Raw genomic sequence first — 25,622 nt, forward strand, 5'->3', positions numbered from 1 at the left:
AGGACCCCACCATGACCGTTCTCGACCGCACGACCACCACCCGCACCTGGCTGCCCGTGGCGCTCGGCATGCTCGCCGTCGCCTGGGGCGGCAACGAGTTCACGCCGCTCCTCGTGATGTACCGCGAGGGTCACGGCTTCTCGCCCGTCGTCGTCGACGTGTTCCTCTTCGCCTACGTCGTCGGCATCGTGCCGGCCCTGCTGATCGGGGGCCCGCTCTCGGATCGCTACGGACGGCGGCCGCTCATGGTGCCCGCGCCGGCCGTCGCCGCCGCGGGATCTCTCGTCATCGCCCTCGGCGCGCACTCGGCCCCGATCCTCGCGACCGGCCGCGTGCTCAGCGGCATCGCGTTGGGGCTGGGTATGGCCGTCGGCGGCAGTTGGTTGAAGGAGCTGTCCGCGGACGGCTCGGGTGCCCGCCGTGCCGCCATGTCGCTCACGGGCGGATTCGCCACGGGCGCAGGGGTCGCCGGGGTGCTCGCGCAGTGGGCGCCGTGGCCCGAGGTGCTGCCGTACCTGGTGCACGTCGCGTTGGCAGCACTGGCCACCGTGGCCCTGCTCGGGGTGCCCGAGACGCGAGCGCGTGCGGTGGACGGCGCCTCGCTGCTGTCTGATCTGCGTATCCCGTCGGCGGGTCACCGTCGGTTCGTGTCCGTCGTTCTTCCCATGGCGCCGTGGGTCTTCGGCGCGGCCAGCGTCGCGTACGCAGTGCTGCCCGGTCTGATGGCCGACCACTCCGGCGCGTTCCCCATCGCGTTCTCCGCACTGCTCGGCGTGGTCGCGCTGTCGTCCGGCTTCGCCATCCAGGCCGTCGGCCGACGCATCGACACCGCGTCGAGTGCGCGCGCCGTCCTGGTCGCGCTGGGCATCATCGTCGTCGGCATGGTGCTGGTCTCGGTCGCCGCCGACGTGCTGACGATCCCGATGGCGCTGCTCGCCGCCGCGGTGCTCGGGTGCGGCTACGGCATGGCGATGGTGTCGGGCCTGCAGGAGGTGCAGCGCATCGCGGGACCGCGTGATCTGGCCGGACTCACCGCGGTGTTCTACTCGGTGACCTACCTCGGCTTCGCGGTGCCGGCGATTCTGGCGCTGCTCGTGCAGGAGTTCCCCGACGCGATCACCTACCCCGAACTGTTCACGGCCGGTGCGGTTCTCGCCGCGGTGTCATTGGTGCTCGTCGCGACGAGAACGCGGTCGCACCTGCCGTCAGGGCAGTCGGGGTAGCCGCTTCTTCTCGAGCCAGGACTCCCAGAACTCGTCGGTGCTGCCGTACTGCTTCGCCAACCCGACGAAGTCCGACGTCGCCACGGTGGCGTGGCGGAAGGTCGTGGTCCACTCGCGGATCAGATCGAAGAACGCCGCGTTGCCGATGGTGCGCCGAAGTGCGTGCAGGGCAAGGGCTCCGCGCTTGTACACGCGGTCGTCGAACATGTCCTCCGGTCCTGGATCTCCCAGCACGATGTCCTGCGGCAGGGACGACAGGCGGCTGTGAGCGCGGGTGGCCTCCTGGTGCGCGGACGGTCCGCCCGAGCTCTCCGACCAGATCCACTCGGAGTAGCAGGCGAAGCCCTCGTGCAACCAGATGTCGCTCCACCGCGCGATGGTGAGGCTGTTGCCGAACCACTGGTGCGCCAGTTCGTGGGCGACGAGTCGCTCGTACTCGCGGTCGCCGTCACAGTGATTGGCGCCGAAGATCGACAGCGTCTGTGCCTCGACGGGGATCTCCAACTCGTCGTCGGTGACGACGACGGAGTACGACTCGAACGGATAGGGGCCGAACGACTCGACGAACGTCTCCATCATCTGCTGCTGACGGCCGAAGTCGTGATCGAAGTTCTGGCGCAGACGCGCCGGCAGGATCGCGTCGATCGGCACGGGGGAGTCGCTGACCCGGTGCTTCTCGTACTGGCCGATCTGCACGGTCGCGAGGTACGAGGCCATCGGTTCGGGCTGGTCGTACACCCAGGTGGTGCGCGAGGACTTCACGTACTTCCGCGTCAGTGTCCCGTTCGAGACGACGTGGTACGGGGAATCGGCGGTGATCGAGATGGTGTACGCCGCTTTGGAACTGGGATGGTCGTCGCACGGGAACCACGATGCGGCGCCGTTGGGTTGGCTCGCGACGAGGGCGCCGTCGGTGAGCTCCTCCCACCCGACCTCACCCCACACGCTGCGAATCGGTGCGGGGTTGCCGCTGTAGGCGACGGTGGCCGTGAAGGAGGCGCCCTCGTCGATGGCACGCTGCAGCGTGACCGTCAGCTTGCCGCCCCGATGGGTGAACCGGACACCGCGCATTCCGGCGACACTCACCTTGGACGGGGTGAGGGCCGGACCCATGTCGAGTGAGAACTTGGTGATCGACCGGGTGGCCACCGCATGCACGACGGCCTTGCCGGACAGGCGGTTCGACTGCACCTTGTACTCGAGGTCGAGGGCGTATCGCTCGACCGAGTACCCGCGGTTGCCGTTCTGCGGCAGGTACGGGTCGATGGGAGAGTCCGGCATCACTTCTCGGTCCAGGGTGCGATGGGGTTGCCCTGCCACCGGCTCGACTCGGGGACGGTGTCGCCGCGCATGACCAGCGAGGCCGGTCCGACCGTGGCACCCGCCCCGATTCCCGCTGCGGGCAGTGCGACGCAATGCGGGCCCAGCGTGGCTCCCGCCCCCAAACTCACCGTGTCCATGCTCATGATCCGATCATGGAACAGATGTGTCTGCACGACGCACCCTCTGTTGACGGTGGCACCGTCGCCGAGCGTGATGAGGTCGGCCTCCGGCAGCCAGTAGGTCTCACACCAGACTCCCTTCCCGATGTGGGCGCCGAGCCAGCGCAGCCACAGGTTCAGCACCGGGGTTCCCTCGGCGGCGCGGGCGAACCACGGTGCCGCGACGACCTCCACGAATGTGTCGGCCACTTCGTTGCGCCACACGAACGAACTCCACAGCGGGTGCTCCACCGCACCGATGCGGCCGACGAGCGACCACTTGGCGACGGCGGAGATTACGGCCGCGACGGCGCCGGCGATCAGCAACACGACACCGCTGAGCAGGGCGGCGGCCCAGTAGCCCAGCGTTCCGGCGATCCAGGTCAGGGCGGCGAGGACGCCGAACCCGATGCCGAACGACACGACGACGGGCACGAGTCGACAGGTCTCGACCACGGCGCGGGCGATCTTGAGTCGCCGCGGCGGGTCGAAGGTGCGGGTGGTGTCGGACGAGTTGGGCGCTCGGCGCAGGCGCACCGGCGGGCTGCCGAGCCACGACGATCCCGACTTCGCCTTGGCGGGTGCGGCCGACAGCACGGCGACGAGGCCGTTCTTCGGCACGCGTCGACCCGCGGCCGCCATGCCGGAGTTGCCGAGGAACGCACGCTTGCCCACCTTGGCCTCGCCGAGCAGCATCCAGCCGCCGCCGAGCTCGTAGCTGGCGATCATGGTGTCGTCCGCCAGGAACGCACCGTCGCCGACTGTCGTGAACTTCGGGACCATCAGGACCGTCGACGCCTCCACGTCCTTGCCGATGGTCGCGCCGAGCAGCCGGAGCCATCCCGGAGTGAGCAGACTCGCGTAGAGCGGGAAGAGGAACGTACGGGCCGAGTCCATCAGGCGTTCGGTGGCCCACACCTGCCAGCCGATGCGACTGCGTACCGCGTGGTGGCCGGGAATCAGCCCGATCGACAGCAACCGCACGGACACCAGCGTGACCGCTGCGAAGACGAGCAACGACACCGCGGTGGCGGGAGCGAGCAGCGCCAGCCCGAGGCCGATCGCACCGGGCAGTGTGGTCGCGTGCGCGACTCCGACAGCGACGAGGAGCAGGCCCGCGGCAATGGACAGGAGGGGAAGTCCCGACAGCAACAGCGACGTCACGCCGTAGACGGGCACCCAGCCGCGACCGCGCGGCGGCGCCTCGTCGGGCCACGGGTGCATCGCCTTGCCGACCTTCGCGGCGGGCGAGCCGGACCACTGCTGACCGGCCTTGACCTTGCCGGAGACGGCCGACCCCGCGGTGATCTCGGCGCGGCGGCCGATCCTGGCTCCGGGGAGCAGGGTCGACCGCGCACCCACCGTGGCGCCGGCGCCGACCTCGATCGAGCCGATGTGCACGACGTCGCCGTCGATCCAGTAGCCGGACAGATCGACCTCCGGCTCGAGCGAGCAGCCGTCACCGAGAGTCAGCATGCCGGTCACCGGAGGCAGGGTGTGCAGATCGACGTCGCGGCCGACCGTCGCACCGAGTGCGCGGGCGTAGTAGACCATCCACGGCGCGCCCGACAGGTTCGAGGCACCGCTGGCGTCGGTCAACCGGTTGGCGGTCCACAGCCGGAGGTGCACGCTGCCGCCGCGCGGATGGGCGCCCTCCGTGACGCCGCGCATGAGGAGCCGTGATCCGGCGACGGAGATCGCCATCCGGCCCACGGGCGTCACGAACAGCAGGAACCCGAGCGCGAGCCACCACCAGGACACCGTCGGCAGCCAGGGGCGGGGAGCGAACCAGCTGAATGTGTTCGCCATGATGCCGAGCCAGGTCACCCACTGCAGCCCGGTCAGCGTCGTCAGCGGCAGGGTCGCGAGGACCTGCACCACCTGGGCCGTCCGGGGTGTGGGGACCACGATGCGCTTCGCGGTCACCGGCGGGGGGACGAGCGAGTCGAGCAACGCGACGAGCGAGCCGAGTCGCGGATGGTCGTAGAGCTGCGCGACCGTGATCTCGGGGAAACGCTCGCGCAATCGGGTCACGAGCAGTGCGGCCGAGAGCGATCCGCCACCGGCAGCGAAGAAGTCCGCGTCCAGGGATCCGATCTCGGCGCCCAGCACGTCGCTCCACAGCTCGGCCACCCAGCCGGCGGTCCCGGCGAGAGAGGCGTCGTCCGGAGTCGAACCACGCTTGGGCAGCGGCCACGGCAGAGCCGCGCGGTCGACCTTGCCGGAGGTGCGGGTGGGCAGTTCGTCGACGAGTGCGAGACGCGGAACCATCGCGGCGGGAAGCTGTTCCGCGAGGAGCTCGCGCGCGCGGATGAGGTCGAAGTCCGGGTCGGTGCTGGCGAGATAGCCCACCAGCACGGGTGTTCCGGAGCCGGTGGTCCGCACTCCGGCGGCTGCGCCGCTCACACCGGGGAGGGCCTGCAGGGCGTTGTCCACCTCACCGAGCTCGATGCGGCGCCCGCCGACCTTCACCTGATCGTCGGCGCGGCCCTGGAAGAGCAGCCCCTCGAGCTCGAGCCGCACGAGATCGCCGCTGCGGTAGGCGCGGTCCCATCCGAGAGTCGCCATGGGAGCGTACTTCTCGGCGTCCTTCACCGGATCGAGGTAACGCGCGAGGCCGACGCCACCGATGACGAGCTCACCCACCTCGCCCACCGCGACCGGCTCCTCGTCCGGGCCCACGACGGCGAGGTCCCATCCGTCGAGCGGCAGCCCGATGCGCACCGGTCCGACACCGTCCATGAGAGCGGCGCAGGCGACGACGGTGGCCTCGGTGGGCCCGTAGGTGTTCCAGACCTCGCGGCCCGGAACAGCCAGTCGCTCAGCGAGATCCGGCGGGCAGGCCTCGCCGCCGAAGATGAGCAACCGGACGTCCTCGAGCGCTTCGCGAGGCCACAGCGCCGCCAGGGTCGGCACCGTCGACACCACGCTGATGTCCCGTGCGACGAGCCAGGGGCCGAGGTCCATGCCACTGCGCACGAGGGAGCGAGGCGCGGGAACGAGGCACGCGCCACTGCGCCAGGCGAGCCACATCTCCTCGCACGACGCGTCGAACGCCACGGAGAGCCCCGCCAGCACTCGATCGCCCGGACCCATGGGTCGGTCCTGCAGGAACAGTCGTGCCTCGGCGTCCACGAACGCCGCCGCGTTGCGATTGCTCACCGCGACGCCCTTGGGCTTGCCGGTCGAGCCCGAGGTGAAGATGACCCAGGCGTCGTCGTCGGGTGTGGGATGGCCGACCGCGCGACCGGTCCCCGCGGTGTCGGTTCGGGTCACGCCGCCGTCCGCGATGATCGCGGTGACGCCGGCCTCCGAGAACACCAGCTCGGCCCGCTCGTCCGGGTCGTCGACGTCCACCGGGACGTAGGCCGCACCGGCGGCGATGACCGACAGGATGGCCGCGTAGAGCGAGTAGCTGCCCGACGGCATGCGGACCCCGACGCGATCGCCGGCGCAGACGCCGTGTCGGGACAGCCACCGAGCGCCCTCGTCGATGTTGTCGAGCAGTTCGCTGTAACTGATGGTGGTGTCGCCGTCGTCGATGGCCGGCGCATCAGGGAATGCCCGCGCGGTGTCCTCGAGGATGTCGACGAGGGTGCGCACCGGGGCCGCCGCGGAGGAACGGAGGTAGGCCTCGGGAACACGGGTCTGCAGTGACAAGACGAACGGCCTCTCGCATCGAACAGGGACGACGGAACGCTGGCGGGTGTGACGACACGTTATTGCACGCCCAGTTTGCGGGTTGGTGAACAACTCCGCCGACCAGGCGCGCGTGCGGCGAACCGGTTGACAACTCGGGCGACCGTTTGCCATCCTGCTTCCAGGTCACGAGTACCAGCATCAAGCCCCGGCTCGCTGGTCGGCAACCCTCCTCCGCGGTGGGGTGCTCCGGGTGACGACCTGGCCGCGCTCCGACGACGGAGGCGGCAAGCGCGGATCGACGCCTCTCGTCAGATCGCGGCCCTCGTGCCGTGCGTCGATCCCTCGACGGAGGGATTCATCATGACCACAGTTCTGCAGCGCCCGATCGCATCCGTGCACGGCCGCGACCAGCAGGTGACGTGTGCCGACGGCCGCACCACTCGCAGCATCGATCTCGACTACGCGGCCAGCGCTCCCGCGCTCGACGCGGTGGTCGAGCGAGTACGAGAGGTGTTGCCGCACTGCGCGAGTGTGCACCGCGGCGCCGGCCACAAGTCGCAGGTCTGCACCCGGGAGTACGAGTCCGCCCGGAACACGGTGCACCGCTTCTGCGGCGCAGATCCCGACGACGTGGTCGTGTTCACGCGGAACACCACCGACGCGCTGAATCTTCTGGCGGGCTGCGTTCCCGGGGACACGGTGGTGCTGGACATCGAGCATCACGCGAATCTGCTGCCGTGGCGGAACCGCCGGGTGGTGCGATCGGCGGACTCGGTCGAGGAGACTCTGACTCGGCTCGGCGACGAACTCGCGTCGAGACCTGCTGCGCTGCTTGCCGTCACGGGTGCCTCCAACGTGACGGGCGAGGTCCTGCCCCTCGATCGACTCGCGGATCTGGCGCACCGACACGGTGCCCGCATCCTCGTCGACGGTGCGCAACTCGTTCCGCACCGCGCCGTGGACATCACCGCGGCGGGCATCGACTACCTGGCTTTCAGTGGTCACAAGCTGTACGCGCCCTTCGGAGCGGGAGTGCTCGTGGGACGGCGTGACTGGCTCGATGTGGCCGAGCCGTACCTCGCGGGCGGTGGAGCCACCCGGCACGTGTCCGTCCTCGGTGCGTCGGTCGACATCGACTGGGCGCTGTCCCCGGCGCGGCACGAGGCCGGCACACCCAATCTCCTCGGCGCCGTCGCGATCGCCGCGGCGTGCGACGAGATCGGCGCGATCGGCCATGGTGCCATCGCCACTCACGATCAGGAGTGCACGGACGCCCTGCTCGGCGGGCTCACCGCTCTGGCCGGTGTGTCGGTCCTCCGCCTGTGGAGCGACTCCGCCGACATCGTCGGCATCGTGTCCTTCACCGTCGACGGTGTCGACGCGGGTGCACTCGCCACCGCGCTGGCCGACGATCACGGCATCGCGGTGCGGGCCGGGAAGTTCTGCGCCCACCCCCTCCTCTCGCGGGTCGGCGCGGCCGACGGTGCCGTGCGGGCGAGCATCGGGCTGGGGACCACCGCCGACGATGTCGACCGGTTCGTGGAGGCGGTGCGTGTGACGTGCCTCTCACTGCGGGATCGCGTCACCACCGGATCGTTAGCATCAGCATCATGACGAGGAGCAGGTTGTGGGGTCGACGACACGTCGACCTCTGCCGTGCGACCTCGACCGCCTGTCCGGTCCGGTGATCGTGCGACTCACTTCACCCCACAGCCTCCGCTGCACCCACGACTGACTGGACAACTCATGACCACGGTGTCTTCCGACTCCCTCGTCTTCCTCGACGGCGTCTCCGGTACCTCCCCGGACGTCGTCCGGTTCTCCGCCGCCGATCTCTCCGAGGCCCAGAGCCGCTACGCGACCCTCAAGGCCGAGCACCCCGGTGCTCGTGTCGTGGTGGACATCGACGTGCACATCGCCGCCGACGCCCGGACCGCCCGCCGCGAGGTGCTGGCGTCGGACAGCAAGCCTCGCCCCGGCACGCTGCAGTACGTCGGGACCGCGTCGGGTCTCGCAGGCCTTGTCGCCGACATCGTGACGGTCGACGTGGCGGACGGCGTGACCCTGCGTCCGGTGGTGGAGCAGACGCGGGAGTCCGTCGTCCGGGCGATCACCACCGAGGTGGTACCCGCCCTGGAGGTTCGGCGTCTGCGCGCGTCCTGAGGCTCAGCCCTCGCGGGTCTCGGGGCCCATGTCCACAGCGAGCCCGGCGGTGATGCGCAGCAGTTCGGGGTAGGTCGTGCGGAAGAGGGTCGCGGGGTGACCCGCTGCAGCCCACAGCCGTTCGAAGCGTTCCAGCGCGGTGTCGACGAACGTCGGCAGATTCGTCGGGTGGCCCACGGGAGCGATCCCGCCCACCGGTTGCCCGGTGGCGTGTTCGACCACGTCGATCGATGCGCGGGTCAGCGTGCCCTCGAGACGTCGACCGGTGGCATCGAGGTCCACGTTGTGTGCACCCGACACCAGCAGCAACACCGGGTCGTCGTCGAGCAGGAACACCAGCGACTTGCAGACGGCACCGAGCGGAACCCCGCTCACCGCCGCGGCCTGACGCGCCGTGTGCGTCGGCTCGGACTGCGTCACGATCACGCCGTGATGACCTCGGGCGATCAGAACGTCCGACACGTGTGCCGCAGCGGGATGGTGGATCCGCGTCATGGTCGCAGGATAGTCAGTCCACGCCGCCGGGACATCCGGTGAGCGGGAGCGCTGGCTATCCTGACCGGATGACACACACGGATGCGTGGAAAGCCTTCACGGTGACGACCGACGCCCATGTCGCGACGGTGACCCTCATCGGCCCGAACAAGGGCAATGCGATGGGTCCCGACTTCTGGTCGGAACTGCCTCTCGTCTTCTCCGCGCTCGACGCGGACCCCGAGGTACGCGCCATCGTGCTCGCCGGCTCGGGCCGCAACTTCAGCTACGGTCTCGACCTGCCCGCCATGGCAGGCGATTTCGGTGCGGTCATGGGGGACAAGGCACAGGCCGGTCCGCGCAGCACGTTCCACGACATGATCAAGCGCATGCAGGCGTCGATCAACGCGGTGGCCGACTGCCGCAAGCCCGTGGTGGCCGCCGTGCAGGGGTGGTGCATCGGCGGTGGGATCGATCTCATCTCGGCCGCCGACATCCGCTACGCCAGCACGGACGCGAAGTTCAGTGTGCGCGAGGTGAAGGTCGCCATCGTGGCGGACATGGGGTCGTTCGCCCGTCTACCCGCGATCATCGGCGACGGTCATCTTCGCGAACTCGCGTTGACCGGAAAGGACATCGACAGTGCCCGGGCGCAGCAGATCGGTCTGGTCAACGACGTGTTCGACGACGCGGAGGCCGTGCTCGCCGCAGCGCGTGCCACGGCCACCGAGATCGCGGCTAACCCGCCCCTCGTGGTGCACGGGATCAAGGCGGTTCTCGACCACGGTCGCGTTGCGGCAGTGGAGGATTCGCTGCGCTACGTCGCCGCGTGGAACGCTGCGTTCCTGCCGTCCGAGGATCTGACGGAGGCCATCACCTCGGTGTTCGAGAAGCGCCCCGCGTCGTTCCAGGGCAAGTAGAGAGACCCCGGTGGAACGGCCCGATCAGCGGAAGGCGCTCTTCGGGTCGTTCCACAGCTGATCGGTGAAGTCCTCGAGGACGACGAGCACCACCGAGTCCTCAGCGCGGCGCAGGATCGACTTGCTCGCCCGGACCTGGAGGATGTCGCCCTTCGAGTCCGTCATGCGCCAGAGCGAGTCGGCGCGGGTGGCGACGGTGGTCAGGAACGTCTCGGCGATGTTGACTCCGAGCGGTTCGTTGGCCGGGAAGATGTCCTGCAGTGTGAGGGTCTCGTTCGACCGGGGGGACTCCTCGTCGAAGCCCATCAGTTCGTCGAAGGCCTCGTTGGCGAAGACGACCGTGCCGCCGGGCTCGACGGCGAGGACGGCCAACGGAATGCGGTCGAGCACGACGGTCACCGGCAGTGACGGGAACTGCGTCGTGGTCGAGACCGCCTCGGACGTGGGATTTCTCCGGTCGCTCACAGCGTCACTCATCGGTGGTACCGCACCCTTACGTCGTGGCTCGTTCGTCCTGACACGGCCCGGGGGACCGCGGATGCGATGCTATCAGCGGACAGCACCGCATCCGGGTTTCCGACGGTCTCTAGTGGTCGCCCTGGTTCTTCAGGCGCTCGACCGATGCCTCGAACTCCGCCTCGGCCTCGGCGCGGCCGACCCAGTTGGACCCGGTGACGTGCTTGTTCGGCTCGAGATCCTTGTAGTGCAGGAAGAAGTGCTCGATCGCGTCGAGCTCGAACTGCGAGACGTCCGAGAGATCCTGGATGTGGTCCCACCGCGGATCGCCCGCCGGGACGCACAGCACCTTGTCGTCGCCGCCGGCCTCGTCGACCATCTTGAACATCGCCACGGGGCGGGCCTCGACGAGGACACCGGGGAACACGGACTCCGGCAGCAGGACGAACGCGTCGAGCGGATCGCCGTCCTCACCGAGGGTGTTCTCGATGAAGCCGTAGTCCGCGGGGTAGCCCATCGCCGTGTAGAGGTAGCGGTCCAGGCGCACTCGCCCGGACTCGTGGTCGACCTCGTACTTGTTGCGCTGACCCTTGGGGATCTCGATGGTCACGTCGAACTTCACGTCCACTGTCCTTTGCTCGGTGGCCCGGCTACCTGCTCGGCGGCCACGTACTGTCGTGCAGTCGTCTGTCGGGCGCATCGAAGGACGCGCCGGTGGTCAGACAGTAACCGGCCGCGTCGATAGGGTGCGAGGAGAGGTGCATCGCCGGAGAACGGCCACGGACCCGCGAGTGGAGGAGAGACGTGAGCTCAGGGAAGCGGCCGTCCGGCACGCCGTTACGCACGCGCGTGCTGCTGATCGGAGCCTCGGTCGTGGTGCTCGTGCTGGCGATCGTCGGCGTCGCGCTGATCACCCCCACGCTCTCCGAGGACTCGACACCCGTGGCGACCTCACCCGAGCCGTCGCCCGTTCTGCCCGCCCCGCAGGTGGTTCCGGTCTCACCCGACGCGCCGAAACCGAGCCCGGCGGGCCTCGAGGCGGTGCTCGCCGCACCCCTGCGCAATCCCGATCTGGGCCGCTTCACCGGATCCGTCGCGGACGCGATCACCGGCGAGGTGTTGTGGAGCGCCGATGCGGACACCCCCATGACGCCGGCGTCGACCACCAAGATCCTCACGGCCGCGGCCGCCATGATGGCGCTGCCGGCCGACCACCGTGTGACCACCAAGGTCGTGGCGGGCGACGCGGCCGGTCAGGTGGTGCTCGTCGGTGACGGCGACCCCACGCTCACGGCGGAGCCGGTCGGACGACCCGGGTTCTACGACGGGGGAGCCCGCATCGACGACCTCGCCGAACAGATCCGCAGGTCCGGCACGACCGTCACGTCCATCGCCGTGGACGGCGGCGCGTACTCGGGGCCGGAGCAGGCGCAGGGCTGGTTCCCCGGCGACGTGGCCGCCGGATACATCGCACCCATCGAACCGATCACCCTCGACGGGGGTCGCTCGGTGCCGACGGTCGACGAGTCGCCGCGCAGCGCCACTCCCGGTCTCGACGCCGGTCGGGCGTTGGCGCGCGCTCTCGGCCTGGACCCGGCCGTCGTGACGGACGGTCGCGCGCAGTCCGGTGCCGGATCTCTCGCGACGGTGCAGTCCGCGCCTCTGCGGCAGCGGCTCGGGCAGATGTTGGGGTTCTCGGACAACGTGCTCGCGGAGGCCGTCGGTCGCGAGATCGCCGAGGAGGTGGGCCGGCCCGCGTCGTTCGACGGGGCCACGGACGCCGTCCTGGAGACACTGCAGAAGAACGGCGTCGACATCACCGGAGTCACGCTCGAGGACACCAGCGGACTCTCCGTCGACAATCTCATCCCTGCCCGGGTGCTGGGCGCGCTCGTCACCCGGGCCGCCGGGTCCGGCACCGAGAACCTGCGGCCGATGCTCGACTACCTGCCCGTCGCCGGTGCCACGGGCACGCTCGCCGCCCGCTACGCGTCGGGTGACCGCACGGCCGCGGGGTGGCTGCGCGCCAAGACGGGAACGCTCTCGACCGCCAGTGCGTTGGCCGGATACGTGACCGACGAGAGCGGCCGGGTGTTGACGTTCGCGTTGATGTCCAACGACAGGCCGCCCGAGGTCGGTCGTCCGGCCCTGGACGCACTCGCGTCGACGCTCCGCTCCTGCGGCTGCACCTGACCGGTCGATTCCGAGAGAGAACAGGGGTGAGGGCATGTCCGACACTGGTGTGATCGATTGGGGTCTGGCCGCCCGGACGGGTGCCCGGCTCGCACCACGGGGGCCGAAGACGTCGCGGTACACCGCGGACGCGGCGCTGCGCGAACTGGCCGACGCGTCGGTACGCGCCGAGGGCCCCGTGCGCGAGGTCACGGGCCTCGCCGACGGTCTGCCCGTCCCGGCGGCGCGCGTGCTCGATCGGCCGGAGTGGATCGCCGCCGCGTCCGAGTCGATGCGGCACCTGGTCAGTGATTCCGACGGCGACGACAGTTCGTTCCTCGGCGGCAAGCCGGGCGGCGTGCAGGCGGGCGCGATGCTGGCGTTCCTGTCGACGGCCATTCTCGGGCAGTACGACCCCTTCACCGGTCCGGACGGAACGCTGCTGCTCGTGGCACCCAACATCGTCTCCGTGGAGCGATCGCTTCGCCTGCGGCCCAGCGACTTCCGACTGTGGGTGTGCCTGCACGAGGTGACGCACCGCGTGCAGTTCTCGTCGTCGCCGTGGCTCGCGGGTTACATGAAGGACAACGTCACCACGCTGCAGGGCGGCGCGGACGAGCCCCTGGCCGACGTCGTGGGACGCCTCGCGGCGGCGGTGCGGTCCCGCGGGCAGGACGGCGGCGACGGCGGCATCATCGGTCTGCTCCGGGCGACGCAGGCACCCGCGCAGCAGGAGGCACTCGATCGTCTGCTGGTGCTCGGAACGCTGCTCGAAGGCCATGCCGACCACGTGATGGACGCGGTGGGTCCCGCGGTGGTGCCGTCGGTCTCGGCGATCCGCAAGGCCTTCGACGCCCGTCGCACGCGGAAGCAGAACCCGGTGCAGCGCGTGATCCGCGCGCTGCTCGGGATGGACGCGAAGATGGCGCAGTACGTCCGCGGCAAGGCGTTCGTCGACGCCGTCGTCGGCCAGGTCGGCATGGAGCGTTTCAACACCGTGTGGACCGACGCGGACACGTTGCCGCTGCTCTCCGAGATCGAGGCGCCGGAGAAGTGGACGCAGCGAGTTCTGGGATGACCGGCGTCCCGGCATGACCGGGGCACGCCCGATGCCGGAGGGCCCGCACCTGCTCACGGTGCGGCGGGCGGTGCGCGCCTGGTTCGGGGAGCACTGCCCGGAGCGCGCCATCGTCGTCGGGCTGTCGGGTGGTGCGGACTCGCTGGCGCTCACCGCCGCCTGTGTGGCCGAGGGCGCGCAGGTGCACGCCGTGGTCGTCGACCACGCGCTGCAGGCGGGTTCGGCCGAGGTGGCGCACAGGGCCGCCGAGCAGGCACGAGACCTCGGGTGTTCCCGCGCCGAGGTGAGGACCGTGTCGGTGACCGGGGCGGGTGGACCCGAGGCCGCGGCCCGGCGCGCCCGGTACGCCGCTCTCGACTCGGTCCGCGGTGACCGCCCGATCTTGCTGGGCCACACGCTGGACGACCAGGCCGAGACCGTCCTGCTCGGACTCGGCCGCGGATCCGGGTCCCGATCGCTGCGGGGGATGGCGGCCTGGGACCCGCCGCGAGGTCGGCCGCTGTTGACCGTGCGCCGCGAGTCCACCGTCGGCGCGTGCGCCGAACTGGGTCTCGCCGCGTGGGACGACCCGCACAACCTCGACCCGTCCTTCGTTCGGGTCCGACTCCGCGGCGAGGTGCTCCCGCTGCTGGAGGACGTCCTGCACGGCGGTGTCGCCGCCGCGCTCGCGCGCACCGCCGACCAGCTGCGCGAGGACGGCGCCGTTCTCGACGCACTCGCCGCGGACATCGCCGTGTCCGCCCGCGTCGGCGACGCGCTGGAGGTGTCCGCCCTCGTGGAGGTACCGGGTGCACTCCGTCGGCGGGTGATCCGCGAGTGGCTGGCCGACTGTGGAGTGCCGTTGCGCAACGAGGCGCAGGTGCGCGCCGTGGACGATCTCGTCGGCGCGTGGCGCGGGCAGGGCGGCGTCGCGGTGGCCGGGGGCGGCCCGGTCGAGAGGTTGGTCGTCGAGAGACGACGTGGCAAGCTCGACCTGGTTCGGTGGACCGGCCGGGCCGCGAGCGAGTGAAGGGACACCCGTGTACGAGGGCGACATCGCATCGATCCTGATCTCCCGAGAGGAGATCGACAAGCGTATCGCCGAGCTGGCCGAGGAGATCGCCGCTCGCTATCCGGTGGGGGCTCCCGAGGGTGATCTGCTGCTCGTCGGAGTTCTCAAGGGCGCCATCATGTTCATGACGGATTTCGCACGCGCACTGCCGATCCCGAGCCAGCTCGAGTTCATGGCGGTCAGTTCGTACGGATCGTCCACGTCCTCGTCGGGCGTCGTCCGCATCCTCAAGGACCTCGACCGCGACATCCACGGCCGCCACGTCCTCATCGTGGAGGACATCATCGACTCCGGTCTGACGCTGTCGTGGTTGATGAAGAACCTCGCCACGCGCCAGCCCGCGTCGCTCGAGGTGGTCACCTTGCTCCGCAAGCCCGACGCGGTGAAGGTGGACGTCGACGTCGCGAACGTCGGCTTCGACATCCCGAACGAGTTCGTCGTGGGCTACGGCCTCGACTACGACGAGCGTTACCGCGACCTTCCCTACATCGGACTGCTGGAACCCCGGGTCTACGGAGGCTGATCGAATGTCGCGCGAACAGGTCGGCCCCACCGCCACGTCCATCGCGGACGACGTCCGGAACGGGCGGGTCCAACCTGCCGCGGTAGCCCGAGAAGCGTTGGACCGCATCGCCACTCGGAACGACGACCTGCACGCGTTCGTCGTGGTGCGTCCCGACGAGGTGCTCCGGGAAGCGGACGCGATCGCCGTCCGAGCGGATCTACGGGCCCTGCCGCTCGCCGGCGTTCCGGTGGCGATCAAGGACAACGTCCCGGTGACGGGCTACCCGATGCGCAACGGTTCGCTCGCGACGTCCGACACTCCCGCCGCCGCGGATCACCCGGTGGTCGCGCGCCTGCGCGGCGCGGGCGCCGTGGTCGTCGGTCTCACCTCGGTTCCCGAGCTGTGCCTGTGGGGCGCGACGGACGGTGCCGACGGCATCGCCCGCAATCCGTGGAACCGTGACCTCACCCCGGGCGGATCGTCCGGTGGCGCCGCCGCCGCGGTCTCCTCGGGCATGGTGCCCGTCGCCCACGGCAACGACGGCATGGGGTCCATCCGGATCCCCGCCGCGAACTGCGGACTGGTCGGCATCAAGCCGGGGCTCGGCCTCGTCCCGTCCGAACTGGGCAACGGCTCGTGGTTCGGCATGTCGGAGAACGGTCCGTTGACCACGACCGTCGCCGACGCGGCGCTCCTGCTCTCGGTCATGGCGGACGATCCGGATCTCGCCTACGTCGACGCTCCCGAGACCACGCGCATCGGGGTCGCCGTGGAGTCGCCGTCGCCCGTCGTGCGAGTGGATCCCCACTTCCGGCAGGCCGCACTCGACGTCGCCCGGGAGCTCGAGCGGATCGGGCACCGCACCAGCACGGCAGCGCTGCCCTACCCGGCCAGTCCACTCGGGCAGCTCGCCCGCTGGACGGCCGGCGGAGCCGCGGACGCCGCCGGGCTCGACGTGTCGGCGCTGCAGAAGCGAACCCGTCGCCACATCGCGGTGGGTCGGCGAGCGGCACGGTTCGTGCGGCCGTCGCAGACCGAGACGCTCACGCGACGCATGCGCTCGTACTTCGAGAGTGTCGACGTGGTGCTGACGCCGGCGCTCGCCGCGCCGCCGATCCGTGCGGACCGGTGGAGCGAGCGCGGGTGGGCAGCCAACATGGCGGCCAACATTCGCTACGCACCCTTCGCGGCACCGTGGAACTTGCTGGGGTGGCCCGCCGTGAGTGTGCCCGCGGGACTCCATCCCGAGTCGGGGACTCCGCTGGCCGTGCAGCTGGCGGGCCCTCCCGGGTCCGAGCGTCGACTGCTGGCGCTCGCGGCACAGATCGAACAGCATCGGCCCTGGCCACGCACCGCGGCCGACCGGTAACACTCGTCACGCGCAGCTGGGCGCGGGAACCTCACCGCGTGTCGGCGCGTTGACCGAGATGTGCGCGCCGCCCGGCCGTCCGCATCCGCGGTAACCTGGCTTGTCCGGTGCGCAACCGGCAACGATCGAGAACTGCTGCCGGCCGACCGACGCGAACCATGACCACCTGCCTGTGAGTCCGACTGCCATCGAGGGCGACGCTGTATGAACCGCAAGACTTTGTTCCGCAACCTGGCGATAGTCGCCGGCATCCTGTTGGTGATCTTCGCCTTCAGCTACTTCGGCGACGACACGCGGGGGTGGAAGAGTGTCGACACGTCGGTCGCCGTCGCGCAGCTCGACGACCAGAACGTGCAGACCGCGCAGATCGACGACCGTGAGCAGCAGGTTCGTCTGACGCTGAAGAGCGGCAACGACGCCACCGGCAACGAGACGCAGATCATCTCGCAGTACCCGGACGCCGCGTCGCAGCAGATCTTCGACAAGGTCGCCGCGTCGGGTGCCGAGAGCTACGACACCGAGGTGACGCAGGACAGCTGGTTCACGTCGATCCTGGTGTTCCTGCTCCCCATGATCATCCTGCTGGGCATCTTCATCTTCGTGATGTCGCGCATGCAGGGCGGCGGGCGTGGCGGTGTCATGGGCTTCGGCAAGTCCAAGGCCAAGCAGCTCACCAAGGACATGCCGAAGACGACGTTCGCGGACGTGGCAGGGGCGAACGAAGCGGTCGAAGAGCTGTACGAGATCAAGGACTTCCTGCAGAACCCGGCCCGCTACCAGGCACTCGGCGCGAAGATCCCCCGCGGCGTGCTGCTCTACGGCCCTCCCGGAACCGGCAAGACGCTGCTCGCCCGCGCCGTCGCCGGTGAGGCCGGCGTGCCGTTCTTCACCATCTCGGGTTCCGACTTCGTCGAGATGTTCGTCGGTGTCGGTGCCTCACGTGTGCGCGACCTGTTCGAGCAGGCCAAGCAGAACAGCCCCTGCATCATCTTCGTCGACGAGATCGACGCCGTCGGTCGCCAGCGCGGGGCCGGTCTGGGCGGCGGACACGACGAGCGCGAGCAGACTCTCAACCAGCTACTGGTCGAGATGGACGGCTTCGGTGAGCGCACCGGCGTCATCCTCATCGCCGCGACCAACCGTCCCGACATCCTCGACCCGGCACTGCTGCGCCCGGGCCGTTTCGACAGGCAGATCCCGGTCGGCGCCCCCGACCTCGCAGGACGCCGCGCGATTCTCGCGGTGCACTCGAAGGGCAAGCCGATCGCGCAGGACGCCGACCTCGAGGGTCTGGCCAAGCGCACCGTCGGCATGTCGGGCGCGGATCTCGCGAACGTCATCAACGAGGCCGCACTGCTCACGGCGCGGGAGAACGGCACCGTGGTCACCGAGGCCGCCCTCGAGGAGTCGGTGGACCGCGTCATCGGCGGACCTCGACGCAAGAGCCGCATCATCAGCGAGCACGAACGCAAGATCACGGCGTACCACGAGGGCGGTCACACCCTGGCTGCGTGGGCGATGCCCGACATCGAGCCGATCTACAAGGTCACCATTCTCGCCCGCGGCCGCACCGGTGGTCACGCGATGACGGTGCCGGAGGACGACAAGGGCCTGATGACGCGCTCCGAGATGATCGCGCGCCTCGTCATGGCGATGGGCGGCCGCGCTGCCGAGGAGCTCGTCTTCCACGAGCCGACCACGGGAGCGTCGTCCGACATCGACCAGGCCACCAAGATCGCTCGCGCCATGGTCACCGAGTACGGCATGAGCAGCAAGCTCGGCGCCGTCCGGTACGGCCAGGAGCAGGGCGATCCGTTCCTGGGCCGCTCGATGGGCGTCCAGTCCGACTACTCGCACGAGGTCGCCCGGGAGATCGACGGGGAGGTGCGCAACCTCATCGAGGCCGCGCACACCGAGGCGTGGGCCATCCTGAACGACTACCGCGACGTCCTCGACATCCTGGCCACCGAGCTGCTCGAGCGCGAGACGCTCACGCGCAAGGACCTGGAGAAGATCTTCACCGGCGTCGAGAAGCGTCCCCGCATCACCGCGTTCAACGACTTCGGTGATCGAGTTCCGTCGTCCAAGCCCCCGGTGAAGACGCCGCGCGAGCTCGCGACCGAGCGCGGGGAGCCGTGGCCCCCCGTCTCGATCGTCAAGGAGCCGAGCTACGCCGGCCAGGCCCAGAACGGTCAGGCACAGAATGGCCAGAACGGCCACGCCCAGAACGGGCACGGTCAGAACGGTCACGGTCAGAACGGGCAGGGCCAGAACGGGTCGACCCCGAACGGTCAGGGTGGCGCACATCGCGGCGCCCGTCCCGGCTCCTCGATGCCCGACTACGGCGCACCGGCCGGCTGGTCCGCACCGGGATGGCCTCCTCGCGAGAACGAGGCACCTCGGTACCCGGAGCCGCAGGGTTACGGCCGGCCGCAGGGCTACGGCCAGCCGCAGGGCTACGGCCAGCCCCAGGGTTACGGGCAGCCTCAGGGTCAGGGTGACCCGCAGGGCTACCAGGGTCCGCGTGGGTACCGGGAACCGCGCGGGTACGACGAGCCCCAGCCCTACCAGGAACCGCAGCCATACCAGGAGCCGCAGCCCTATCGGGAACCGCAGGCCTACCGGGAACCGCAGCCCTATCAGGAGCCGTACCAGGATCCGCAGCCGTACGGGCAGTACCCCGGTTCGGGTGTGGGGGAGCCGGCTCAGCCCGAGCCGCGTTACCGCAACCCGCAGAACCCGGAGGGGCAATACCAGCCTCCGCGTGACGAGGCCGAGGATCCCCAGCTGCCGCCGAACACCCAGCGGTGGGAGGGCCCGGACGCGCGCTAGAGTCGCTCGTCCGACCCTCTCGTCCGTGCGGCCGCACCCGCCCGCACATCACTCCGGCTGCTCTGATCCATCGGCAGCGCGTCCGTCAGCGAAGGGACCTCCCGTGTCCGTCAACCAAGCCGATCAGTCGATCGACGAGCCCGTGTCCGTGGTGTCCGGTCGGACGTTCGATCAGGAGCGCGCCGAGGCGGCCGTTCGCGAGCTGCTGCTCGCGGTGGGTGAGGACCCCGAGCGCGAGGGGCTGAAGGACACGCCCGCTCGAGTGGCGCGTGCATACAGGGAGATGTTCGGCGGACTGTTCGTCGATCCCGACGAGGTACTGGGAACGACGTTCGACGAGGCGCACCGCGAGCTCGTCCTCGTGCGGGACATCCCGATGTACTCGACGTGCGAGCACCACCTGGTGTCCTTCCACGGCGTCGCGCACGTCGGCTACATCCCGGGCAAGTCGGGCCGGGTGACGGGCCTGTCGAAGCTGGCGCGGGTCGTCGACCTGTACGCGAAGCGGCCGCAGGTGCAGGAGCGTCTCACCTCGCAGGTCGCCGACGCGATGATGCGCAAGCTCGAACCGCGCGGAGTCATCGTGGTGATGGAGGCCGAGCACCTCTGCATGGCGATGCGGGGAATCCGTAAGCCGGGCGCCAGCACCACCACCTCCGCCGTACGCGGTGTGTTCCAGTCCAGCGCGGTGTCCCGGTCCGAGGCGCTGGATCTCATCCTTCGCAAGTAGGCGCCGCTCGTGTTCACGCTTCCGCACGCGGACGGGCCCGTGGTGATGGGCGTCGTCAACGTCACGGCCGACTCGTTCTCGGACGGCGGCCGCTACCTCGACGTCGACGCCGCGGTGCGTCACGGCCTCGAACTGCACGCCGCGGGTGTCGACATCGTCGATGTGGGGGGCGAGTCGACACGTCCGGGAGCCGACCGCGTCGACCCGTCCGTCGAGGCGGAGCGCGTCGCACCGGTGATCGCCGAGTTGGTCTCTCACGGCGTGTGCGTCAGCGTCGACACGATGCGGGCATCCGTGGCGACTGCGGCGATCGGTGCGGGCGTGTCCATCGTCAACGACGTCTCCGGTGGCCGCGCCGATCCCGACATGGCGGGTGTCGTCGCCGATGCCGGCGTCGCCTGGGTGCTCATGCACTGGCGTTCCACCGTCGACTGGACCCACCGACCGGGTGCCGCGGAGGAGCACGACTACGGCGACATCGTCGAGGACGTGCGCAGCGGACTGCTCCGCCAGGTCGACGCGGCCGTCGCCGCCGGGGTGGACAGTTCCCGCATCATCCTCGATCCGGGGCTCGGCTTCGCCAAGAACGCGGAGCACAACTGGGCGTTGCTCCGCCGACTCGATCGTCTCGTCGACACGGGCATTCCCGTGCTGGTGGGTGCGTCCCGCAAACGATTCCTCGGCACTCTGCTCGCCCGCGACGGGCAGCCTCGCCCTCCGCACGGCCGCGACGCTGCGACGGCCGCGATCTCGGTGCTGTCCGCCGTGGCGGGCGCCTGGGGGGTGCGCGTCCACGACGCCGTCGGCACTCTCGACGCTCTCGCCGTGCACCGGCAGTGGCACGGCCCGACCGAACCGAAAGGCACGACATGACCGATCGCATCGAGCTGCGCGGATTGACCGTGCGCGGCAATCACGGTGTCTTCGACCACGAGAAGCGCGACGGGCAGGATTTCCTCGTCGACCTCGTCGTCCACATGGATCTCGCCCCGGCCGCGGCATCGGACGACCTGACGAAGACGGCGCACTACGGCGAGTTGGCCGAGGCCGCCGCCGCGGTCGTCGCGGGGCCGAGTCGCGATCTCATCGAGACGGTCGCGAGCGAGATCGCCGACGGTGTCCTGACGGATCCGCGCGTGGAACGCGTCGAGGTCACCCTGCACAAGCCGTCGGCTCCGATCCCCCTGACCTTCACGGACGTGGCCGTCGTGGTGACCCGATCGAGGTCTGCGTGACCCGCGCGGTGCTCTCGATCGGGAGCAACATCGGGGACAGCGAACAGCAGTTGCGGGCCGTGGTCGAGGGTCTCGGTGACGCCGTCGTCGCAGTGTCGACCGTGTTCGCCACCGCCCCGTGGGGCGGCATCGACCAGCAGGACTTCCTCAACGCCGTCGTGATCGTGGACGACGAGAACACCGACTGCCGGGGCTGGTTGCGACGGGGACAGCAGTTGGAGACGGCCGCTCACCGCGAGCGGGTGCAGCGCTGGGGACCGCGGACCGTCGACGTGGACATCGTCGTGTGCGACGACGTCGTCAGCGACGACCCCGAGCTGATTCTTCCGCACCCACTGGCGCACGAGCGCGCCTTCGTCCTCGCACCGTGGCTGGACGCGGATCCCGACGCCGTGCTGCGTGGCCGATCGGTGCGCGACCTGCTGGCCGAGCTGCCGGAGTTCGAACGCGCCGGTGTGCGTCGCACCGAGACACGGCTGTGGGACCCGGTGCGCTGCGGGCGGGCCGGCGGTGACTCCACGTGAGCCCGACGCGCGTGCGCGACCTCGTCGCGCTCGCGGCGTTCGCCGTGGTGGCCACCTGGATCCTCGCGTCCTCGTTCTACGGGTCTGTTCCGCCGATCTCGACGTTCGCCGGAGCGTCGCTGTATCCGGTGGCGGTCGTCCTCGTGGTCGTGGGTCTGCTGGTGCGGTCCCGATTGCGCACCCGCAGGATCGGCCCCGTGCCCGGCCAGCTGCATCCGATCACGGTCGCGCGCGCCGTCGCACTGGCGAAGGCCGCGGCCCTCGTCGGTGCAGCGGCGGCGGGAGTGTGGGCCGGTCTGCTGATCCATCTGCTGCCCCTGCGGTCCTCGGTGCGCGCGGCGTCGGAGGACACGCCGGGAGCGCTGATCGGCCTCGTCGCCGGGATCGTCGCCGTGGCCGCTGCCCTGTGGCTCGAGCACTGCTGCCGGACACCGGACGACAGAGCCGACGAGCCCGCCCACTGACCCGATCGCGGCCGTCCTCGGACACCCCGTCCGTGCATGGTGAAGTGCGACAGCCGCCCGAGCCGTTACCCTGGGATTCATGACGGACACCGGCAGGAGCAAGGCGAACCGTCGCACGAAACGCGGCGGCAACCACACGGCTCTCGCCGGTCTGGTTCTGCTGGGCGTGGTGGCCAGCGTTCTGATGATCCTCAGCGACAGCGTTCCGCTGCTGCGCGTGGGCATCGTGGCAGCGCTGTGGGCCGCCGTTCTCGGGGCGTTCGCGATGACGAAGTACCGCCGCGACGCCGCGGTGGATCAGATGAAGGCGCGCGATCTGCAGACCGTCTACGAGCTCCAGCTGGAGCGGGAGATTGCCGCGCGCCGCGAGTACGAGCTCGGCGTCGAGTCGCGGGTGCGCGCCGAGATCGGTGCCGACGGAGACGAGATGCGTGCTCTCCGAGCCGAACTCGCGTCGCTACGCCGCAGCCTGGAGATGCTGTTCGACGGCGAGTTGCCCGACGACCGCGCTGCCATCGCCGGCGAGGCGATGCGGATGCGGGAGCTGGCCGAGCGCTCCTACAGCGGCTACGAGCCGGCGCCGTCCGGTCTGTACGTTCCCGGATCGCGCACCCGCCCGCCGAGCTTCGCCCCCGATCCGACCTACTCCCGGCCCGGATTCGCCACTCCCTTCGACGACCCGGTCACGGCGGAGACGTCGGTCATCGGCGGCGAGTTCGATCACGACGGCACCTTCCATCCGGCACCCGCACCGCAGTCGCCGCGCACCCCCGAGTGGAACCCGTCGAGTCACCGCGCCGACAGCATTCCCGTCGCCCCCGAGCCGGAACCCCTTCCCCAGCCGGAACCCGAGCCCGAGCCGGAACCGCTGCCGGAACCCGAACCCGAACCCGAACCCCTGCCGGAGCCCGAGCCGCTCCCCGAACCCGAGCCGCAGCCCGAACCCGATCCGCTGCCGACCCTGGACGTCGAGCCCGAACCCGAGCCGGAAGAGCCCGAGCTTCCGGAACCCGCGCCCGTCGCACCCGTGCAGTCGGGCGGTCGACGACGCGCTGCGGATCCGGACGACGAGTCCGACGCACCGGTCGACGCAGGGTCGGGAGCACATTCGAGTGGGCGCTCCGTCGCGGACATCCTCGCGGGGATGGGCACCGCGGACGCGTCGACAGGATCGGGTCGCCGGCGCCGCCGTGCCGAGTAGACACCGCGCCGAGTGAGAGCTTCGCCGAGTGAGATCTGCGCCGCGGGTGTGACCGGCGTCGCATGGCGGTCGGTCGACGCCGGACACTAGTGTGGGCGTCGATGAGTCCGGTACCCGCCGAGCGGGACTGGAACTGTATCCCCGAGAGGACCCTTCTTGTCCCCCGATCGAGTCACGTCCGACCCCGCCCCGGCGCGCCTGTCCGTCGGTGTCGTGTCCGCAGGCCGAGTCGGTACCGCGCTGGGTGAGGCGCTCGAACGCGTCGGCCACGTCGTGTTCGGCTGCGCCGCCGTCTCCGACGCGTCCCGGCGCCGCGCCGAGACCCGCCTCCCCGACGCGGAGATGATGCCGGCCACGGACGTGGCGCGGCGCAGTGAACTGCTGATCCTGGCGGTGCCGGATCAGGAACTGGACGCGCTGGTCCGCGGGTTGGCGCGCACCGATGCGGTGTCGCCCGGAACTCTCGTGCTGCACACGTCCGGCGCCAACGGTGTCGGCATCCTCGCACCGCTGGCGGGCCGAGGAGTGGTGACGATGGCTGTGCACCCCGCGATGACCTTCAGCGGCAAACCCGAGGACACCGACCGTCTGGCGACCGCGTGCTTCGGCATCACGGCGGCCGACGAGATCGGCCTCGCGATCGCGCAGGGACTGGTGCTCGAGATCGGCGGCGAGCCCGTGGGTGTGCCCGAGGAGGCGCGCACGCTGTACCACGCCGCGCTCGCCCACGGGTCGAACCACCTGGTCACTCTGGTCGTCGACGCCCTCGACGCGCTGCGGGACGCGTTGGCCCACGAGGAACTTCCCGGCCAGCAGCCGGTGGAACAGCGTCCCGGTGGTGTGGCGGAGCGGGTTCTGGCGCCACTGCTGTCGGCGGCGTTGGACAACGTGCTGCGCAGCGGACAGGGCGCGTTGACCGGTCCGGTGGCGCGCGGCGAGGGGGCGACGGTGTCCAGGCATCTCGACGCGTTGACCGATCTCGACCCGCGGATCGCCGCGGGCTATCGCGCGATGTCACTGCGTACGGCCGAGCGGACCGGCGCGGACGACACCGTGATGAACGTCCTGCGGGACAACGAATGAGGAGGCAGCCGTGAGTGCACTCGACGGCGCGTACACACCGGGTGAACTGACGGTGCATCACGCACCCGATGTGGTCCGGTCGGTCACCCGAGCCCTGCGCTCGGCGGGACGCCGAGTCGCGCTCGTGCCCACCATGGGTGCGTTGCACGCCGGTCACGTCCAGCTCGTGGAGATGGCGAAGCGGAGCGGCGCTGTCGTCGTGGTGTCGATCTTCGTCAACCCGCTGCAGTTCGGGGCGGGGGAGGATCTCGACGCGTACCCGCGCACCCTCGACGCCGACCTGGACGTGCTGCGCGCAGCCGGGGTGGAACTGGCCTTCGTCCCGAGTGTGCAGGACATGTACCCGCACGGTCCGCGGACGACGGCGCACCCCGGTCCGCTCGGTGCCGAACTCGAAGGCGCTTCGCGGCCCGGCCATTTCGCCGGGATGCTGACGGTGGTCGCGAAGCTGCTCGGCATCGTCGCACCCACCACGGCCTACTTCGGGGAGAAGGACTACCAGCAGCTGGTCCTCATCGACCAGATGGTGCGCGACCTGAACATCGACGTCGAGATCCGCGGCGTTCCCATCGTTCGCGAGTCCGACGGTCTCGCCCTGTCCTCGCGCAACCGGTACCTCGACGAGCACCAGCGGTCCCTCGCGGTGGCCCTGTCGGCAGCGCTGATCGCCGGCACCCATGCTGCCGAGGGTGGTTCGGATGCCGTTCTGGCGGCGGCGCAGTCGGTGCTCGACACGGTGCCGGAGGTGGACGTCGACTACCTCGAGGTACGCGGCGCCGATCTCCGTGACGCACCCGAGGAGGGAGACGGCCGGTTGCTGGTCGCCGCCCGCGTGGGCACCACGCGCCTGCTCGACAACGTGGGCGTCGCTCTCGGTACCGGATTCCAGGGTCGCGATCCGGAATCCGCAGCCGGACAACGCCATCTCGGCCACTCCTGACTCCACTCCGACCGATCGGCCTCCGGCCTGCCCGCTCCAACCGACCGGCCTCCGGCCTGCCCGCAACTCCGCCCGGCTC

General features: G+C 70.2%; 23 protein-coding genes and 1 riboswitch. Of the genes, 18 read left to right on the forward strand and 5 right to left on the reverse strand.

The window, feature by feature from the left end:
* The first annotated feature begins 11 nt into the window (after positions 1-11).
* A complete protein-coding gene (locus ASG69_RS19710) occupies positions 12-1,223 on the forward strand; it encodes an MFS transporter (protein WP_027506487.1) in 1,212 nt (403 codons plus the stop codon).
* Here the strand turns inward: ASG69_RS19710 and ASG69_RS19715 are convergent.
* Complete coding sequence (locus ASG69_RS19715; protein WP_051613539.1) at positions 1,206-2,504, reverse strand: M1 family metallopeptidase; 1,299 nt, start codon at positions 2,502-2,504, stop codon at positions 1,206-1,208. The two genes, ASG69_RS19710 and ASG69_RS19715, sit on opposite strands and share 18 nt — an antisense overlap.
* Positions 2,504-6,364 (reverse strand): Pls/PosA family non-ribosomal peptide synthetase, encoded by a 3,861-nt coding sequence (locus tag ASG69_RS19720; RefSeq protein WP_056443528.1) that lies wholly within the window; start codon positions 6,362-6,364, stop codon positions 2,504-2,506. The genes ASG69_RS19715 and ASG69_RS19720 overlap by 1 nt, the downstream gene beginning before the upstream one ends.
* Positions 6,365-6,527: 163 nt before the next feature.
* Positions 6,528-6,643, forward strand: a riboswitch (SAM riboswitch).
* 63 nt (positions 6,644-6,706) lie between these two features.
* On the opposite strand from ASG69_RS19720, the gene ASG69_RS19725 reads away from it, so the two are divergent.
* On the forward strand, positions 6,707-7,960 hold the full coding sequence (locus ASG69_RS19725; protein ID WP_082544445.1) for an aminotransferase class V-fold PLP-dependent enzyme: 1,254 nt from the start codon (positions 6,707-6,709) through the stop codon (positions 7,958-7,960).
* A 132-nt stretch (positions 7,961-8,092) separates the two neighbouring features.
* Positions 8,093-8,509: a hypothetical protein gene (locus tag ASG69_RS19730; protein ID WP_037186306.1), complete on the forward strand. Its 417-nt coding sequence runs from the start codon at positions 8,093-8,095 to the stop codon at positions 8,507-8,509.
* Positions 8,510-8,512: 3 nt separating this feature from the next.
* On the opposite strand, the gene ASG69_RS19735 is transcribed toward ASG69_RS19730, so the two are convergent.
* The gene (locus ASG69_RS19735; RefSeq protein ID WP_056443532.1) at positions 8,513-9,004 is read right to left on the reverse strand and encodes a YbaK/EbsC family protein; all 492 of its coding nucleotides are present in this window, start codon (positions 9,002-9,004) and stop codon (positions 8,513-8,515) included.
* Positions 9,005-9,072: 68 nt separating this feature from the next.
* On the opposite strand from ASG69_RS19735, the gene ASG69_RS19740 reads away from it, so the two are divergent.
* Positions 9,073-9,903 carry a crotonase/enoyl-CoA hydratase family protein gene (locus ASG69_RS19740; protein ID WP_056443536.1) on the forward strand — a complete coding sequence of 277 codons (831 nt, stop codon included), beginning with the start codon at positions 9,073-9,075 and terminating at the stop codon, positions 9,901-9,903.
* 24 nt (positions 9,904-9,927) lie between these two features.
* Here the strand turns inward: ASG69_RS19740 and ASG69_RS19745 are convergent, their stop codons facing one another.
* Both ASG69_RS19745 and ASG69_RS19750 read right to left on the reverse strand, forming a co-directional pair.
* Positions 9,928-10,368 carry a histidine kinase gene (locus tag ASG69_RS19745; protein ID WP_235579014.1) on the reverse strand — a complete coding sequence of 147 codons (441 nt, stop codon included), beginning with the start codon at positions 10,366-10,368 and terminating at the stop codon, positions 9,928-9,930.
* Positions 10,369-10,489: 121 nt separating this feature from the next.
* Entirely contained in the window at positions 10,490-10,981 is a 492-nt protein-coding gene (locus ASG69_RS19750) for an inorganic diphosphatase (RefSeq protein WP_027506480.1), read from the reverse strand.
* Between the two features lie 182 nt (positions 10,982-11,163).
* Here ASG69_RS19750 and dacB point away from each other — a divergent pair, with 182 nt between their 5' ends.
* The 14 genes from dacB (at position 11,164) to panC (ending at position 25,543) form a co-directional block, all read left to right on the forward strand.
* Positions 11,164-12,552: a D-alanyl-D-alanine carboxypeptidase/D-alanyl-D-alanine endopeptidase gene (gene dacB, locus ASG69_RS19755; protein ID WP_056443541.1), complete on the forward strand. Its 1,389-nt coding sequence runs from the start codon at positions 11,164-11,166 to the stop codon at positions 12,550-12,552.
* Positions 12,553-12,586: 34 nt separating this feature from the next.
* Positions 12,587-13,609, forward strand: a complete 1,023-nt coding sequence (locus ASG69_RS19760) for a zinc-dependent metalloprotease (protein ID WP_027506478.1) — start codon at positions 12,587-12,589, stop codon at positions 13,607-13,609.
* A 13-nt stretch (positions 13,610-13,622) separates the two neighbouring features.
* Entirely contained in the window at positions 13,623-14,618 is a 996-nt protein-coding gene (tilS, locus tag ASG69_RS19765; protein WP_056443544.1) for a tRNA lysidine(34) synthetase TilS, read from the forward strand.
* A gap of 10 nt (positions 14,619-14,628) precedes the next feature.
* Positions 14,629-15,183, forward strand: a complete 555-nt coding sequence (gene hpt, locus ASG69_RS19770; RefSeq protein ID WP_027506476.1) for a hypoxanthine phosphoribosyltransferase — start codon at positions 14,629-14,631, stop codon at positions 15,181-15,183.
* 4 nt (positions 15,184-15,187) lie between these two features.
* A complete protein-coding gene (locus tag ASG69_RS19775; protein WP_056443547.1) occupies positions 15,188-16,534 on the forward strand; it encodes an amidase in 1,347 nt (448 codons plus the stop codon).
* 204 nt (positions 16,535-16,738) lie between these two features.
* Positions 16,739-19,366, forward strand: a complete 2,628-nt coding sequence (ftsH, locus tag ASG69_RS19780) for an ATP-dependent zinc metalloprotease FtsH (RefSeq protein WP_056443550.1) — start codon at positions 16,739-16,741, stop codon at positions 19,364-19,366.
* 103 nt (positions 19,367-19,469) lie between these two features.
* Positions 19,470-20,096: a GTP cyclohydrolase I FolE gene (gene folE / locus ASG69_RS19785; protein WP_027506473.1), complete on the forward strand. Its 627-nt coding sequence runs from the start codon at positions 19,470-19,472 to the stop codon at positions 20,094-20,096.
* Between the two features lie 45 nt (positions 20,097-20,141).
* The gene (folP, locus tag ASG69_RS19790; RefSeq protein WP_056444288.1) at positions 20,142-20,969 is read left to right on the forward strand and encodes a dihydropteroate synthase; all 828 of its coding nucleotides are present in this window, start codon (positions 20,142-20,144) and stop codon (positions 20,967-20,969) included.
* Complete coding sequence (gene folB, locus ASG69_RS19795) at positions 20,966-21,331, forward strand: dihydroneopterin aldolase (RefSeq protein ID WP_027506471.1); 366 nt, start codon at positions 20,966-20,968, stop codon at positions 21,329-21,331. Before folP ends, folB begins: the two co-directional genes overlap by 4 nt.
* Positions 21,328-21,855 carry a 2-amino-4-hydroxy-6-hydroxymethyldihydropteridine diphosphokinase gene (gene folK / locus ASG69_RS19800; RefSeq protein WP_056443557.1) on the forward strand — a complete coding sequence of 176 codons (528 nt, stop codon included), beginning with the start codon at positions 21,328-21,330 and terminating at the stop codon, positions 21,853-21,855. Before folB ends, folK begins: the two co-directional genes overlap by 4 nt.
* The gene (locus tag ASG69_RS19805; RefSeq protein ID WP_056443560.1) at positions 21,852-22,319 is read left to right on the forward strand and encodes a DUF3180 family protein; all 468 of its coding nucleotides are present in this window, start codon (positions 21,852-21,854) and stop codon (positions 22,317-22,319) included. The genes folK and ASG69_RS19805 overlap by 4 nt, the downstream gene beginning before the upstream one ends.
* Before the next feature lie 79 nt (positions 22,320-22,398).
* The gene (locus ASG69_RS22805) at positions 22,399-23,520 is read left to right on the forward strand and encodes a DUF6779 domain-containing protein (protein WP_056443563.1); all 1,122 of its coding nucleotides are present in this window, start codon (positions 22,399-22,401) and stop codon (positions 23,518-23,520) included.
* 156 nt (positions 23,521-23,676) lie between these two features.
* Positions 23,677-24,603, forward strand: a complete 927-nt coding sequence (locus ASG69_RS19815; RefSeq protein ID WP_056443566.1) for a Rossmann-like and DUF2520 domain-containing protein — start codon at positions 23,677-23,679, stop codon at positions 24,601-24,603.
* 10 nt (positions 24,604-24,613) lie between these two features.
* A complete protein-coding gene (gene panC, locus ASG69_RS19820) occupies positions 24,614-25,543 on the forward strand; it encodes a pantoate--beta-alanine ligase (protein WP_056443569.1) in 930 nt (309 codons plus the stop codon).
* Positions 25,544-25,622: the final 79 nt, after the last annotated feature.

It is taken from the genome of Rhodococcus sp. Leaf225 (genome assembly GCF_001426145.1).
In the GTDB taxonomy this organism is placed as follows: Bacteria; Actinomycetota; Actinomycetes; order Mycobacteriales; family Mycobacteriaceae; genus Rhodococcoides.

Bases quoted from the DNA above. Each gene is read 5' to 3' on its own strand.
- ASG69_RS19710 (WP_027506487.1), top strand. From the start codon at position 12: ATGACCGTTCTCGACCGCACGACCACCACCCGCACCTGGCTGCCCGTG.
- ASG69_RS19715 (WP_051613539.1), bottom strand. From the start codon at position 2,504: ATGCCGGACTCTCCCATCGACCCGTACCTGCCGCAGAACGGCAACCGC.
- ASG69_RS19725 (WP_082544445.1), top strand. From the start codon at position 6,707: ATGACCACAGTTCTGCAGCGCCCGATCGCATCCGTGCACGGCCGCGAC.
- ASG69_RS19730 (WP_037186306.1), top strand. From the start codon at position 8,093: ATGACCACGGTGTCTTCCGACTCCCTCGTCTTCCTCGACGGCGTCTCC.
- ASG69_RS19735 (WP_056443532.1), bottom strand. From the start codon at position 9,004: ATGACGCGGATCCACCATCCCGCTGCGGCACACGTGTCGGACGTTCTG.
- ASG69_RS19740 (WP_056443536.1), top strand. From the start codon at position 9,073: ATGACACACACGGATGCGTGGAAAGCCTTCACGGTGACGACCGACGCC.
- ASG69_RS19760 (WP_027506478.1), top strand. From the start codon at position 12,587: ATGTCCGACACTGGTGTGATCGATTGGGGTCTGGCCGCCCGGACGGGT.
- tilS (WP_056443544.1), top strand. From the start codon at position 13,623: ATGACCGGGGCACGCCCGATGCCGGAGGGCCCGCACCTGCTCACGGTG.
- ASG69_RS19775 (WP_056443547.1), top strand. From the start codon at position 15,188: ATGTCGCGCGAACAGGTCGGCCCCACCGCCACGTCCATCGCGGACGAC.
- ftsH (WP_056443550.1), top strand. From the start codon at position 16,739: ATGAACCGCAAGACTTTGTTCCGCAACCTGGCGATAGTCGCCGGCATC.
- folP (WP_056444288.1), top strand. From the start codon at position 20,142: ATGGGCGTCGTCAACGTCACGGCCGACTCGTTCTCGGACGGCGGCCGC.
- folB (WP_027506471.1), top strand. From the start codon at position 20,966: ATGACCGATCGCATCGAGCTGCGCGGATTGACCGTGCGCGGCAATCAC.
- ASG69_RS22805 (WP_056443563.1), top strand. From the start codon at position 22,399: ATGACGGACACCGGCAGGAGCAAGGCGAACCGTCGCACGAAACGCGGC.